This is a genomic window from Rhodococcus sp. no. 34 (assembly GCF_054589475.1).
On sequence record NZ_BAAILK010000027.1, the window covers coordinates 1 to 1,831 of the forward strand.

The following is a 1,831-nucleotide window of genomic DNA, read 5'->3' on the forward strand; positions in this document are numbered from 1 at the left end:
GCGTCATGTTCTTCGGCGGATGCTGACAAAACGACGCCACCTGCCGCGCTTTCAACGCATCCACATCGCCGCGGTGAAACGCATCCGCGACAACCGGTTCGAGCATCAACAACCGCGCCAACCCGACCAACAGACTGCACTCACCGATCTCCAAATTCGTCGAACCATGCAACCACTGCGCGATCGCCCGAAAACCCTTCCCGCCAAGAACCTCCCGGGAAAACATCTCCACGATCAACAACACCAACCGCGACTGCAACTCGTGCCGGACACGCACCAGATCCAGAACCTCACTCTTGAGGCCCTCACCATCCAGCTGCCACGCTTCCCGACTGTCCATGCCCAAAGTCTAATCGAACACACTTTCGATAACCAGAGACAAACCGGACAACTTCGGGAACATGAAGACTCGAGACCTGTTGAAGTACATCAACATTCGCCTAGTCGTCCAATATCACGCGATAGAAGACATACCCCGCAAAACACGCAATCGCAACAACGCACAGCACGAGCAGGATGTCGAAAAAGACGACCATGCTTCACCCCCGGTGAGTTCAACCCAGTTCGAAAACTTCTCCAAAAAGAAGAAATTCTCCACGTGGAGAAGAACGTATCACGGTATCTTCTCTGCGTGGAGAAATCGACTCGAGAAGCACTTCTGGACGCCGGGCTCGACCTGCTGGGCCGGGTTGGGTTTCGAGCCTGGTCGATGAGAGGCGTCGAAGACGAGGCGGGCGTGCCACACGGCAGCGCACGGCACTACTTCGCAAACCAACGTGGACTGATAGTCGAGGTGGTGCGGCATCTTCTGGACGGCGATCTTCCTCGCCCGGGCGAGACGCCAAAGCAACAGGTGGCCCGGTGGCTGGGGCCGGAGTCCGGTCGCACTCGTGCTCGCTACGAACTGATCATCGCGGCATTCCACGATCCCGACCTCGCAGTGGAACTGGTGCGTGGTCGGGATCGGTTTGTCGACATCCTGGTCGAACGCGGCATGACCTCGTCCGATGCAACGGAGTTGGTCGCAGCACTGGACGGGCTCGTTCTGGACGCACTGCTGCGCAGGCAGGCGCCGGAAACCCTGGATCCAGAGCAAACCTTCAAGAGGTTCGGGGCGAAGTTCCCCTAGCCGTCCAGCTCGGCGAAGAGCTCCATCCACTGCTCTTCGGCGGCTTCCTTGTCGGCGATGACCTGCTTGAGTTCTGCGCCGAGTTTCTGCAGCTTGTCCGGGTCGGTGGCCGCGTCGGCGAGGGAAGCGTGCAGCTTCTTCTCTCGGTCATCGAACTTCGCAATGGACCGCTCGAGCTTCGAAAGTTCCTTGCGTGCAGCGCGATCCGCGGCGCCGTCGCGGACCTGCTTGCTCTTCGACGCACCACTCGCCGTCGAAGCCACCGACGGGTTGTCGCCATCCCCCATTGCTGCGCGCCGACGCAGGTAGTCCTCGATACCACCGGGCAGGTTGGTGAGCTTGCGGTCACCGAAGAGCGCCCAGGTGGTGTCACAGATGCGCTCGATCAGGTACCGGTCGTGCGAGATGACCACCATGGTGCCCGCCCAGCCGTCGAGCAGATCTTCGAGTTGCTGAAGCGTGTCGATGTCGAGATCGTTGGTCGGCTCGTCGAGAAGCAGGACGTTGGGCTCGGCCATGAGGACACGTGTCAACTGCAGACGTCGGCGCTCACCACCGGAGAGATCACCGACTGGGGTGCGCTGACGCGCCGGTGTGAAGCCCAACCGCTCAGCTAGCTGACCCGCCGATACTTCCTTGTCTCCCAGCGTGATTCGCTCGGCTACATCCTTGACCGCGTCAAGTACGCGCATGTCGGTCGGT

2 protein-coding genes and 1 pseudogene are annotated in these 1,831 nt (G+C 60.3%); 1 reads left to right on the forward strand and 2 read right to left on the reverse strand.

Translation table 11 applies throughout. The features are described 5' to 3' along the window. Positions 1 to 340: pseudogene (locus ACYP01_RS12340) on the reverse strand (HNH endonuclease signature motif containing protein); the annotation flags it as partial. A 291-nt stretch (positions 341 to 631) separates the two neighbouring features. On the opposite strand from ACYP01_RS12340, the gene ACYP01_RS12345 reads away from it, so the two are divergent. Beyond that, complete coding sequence (locus ACYP01_RS12345; RefSeq protein WP_459680257.1) at positions 632 to 1,129, forward strand: TetR/AcrR family transcriptional regulator; 498 nt, start codon at positions 632 to 634, stop codon at positions 1,127 to 1,129. On the opposite strand, the gene ACYP01_RS12350 is transcribed toward ACYP01_RS12345, so the two are convergent. Then, on the reverse strand, positions 1,126 to 1,831 hold a 706-nt coding region (locus tag ACYP01_RS12350), incomplete at its 5' end, for an ABC transporter C-terminal domain-containing protein (protein WP_459680258.1). The two genes, ACYP01_RS12345 and ACYP01_RS12350, sit on opposite strands and share 4 nt — an antisense overlap.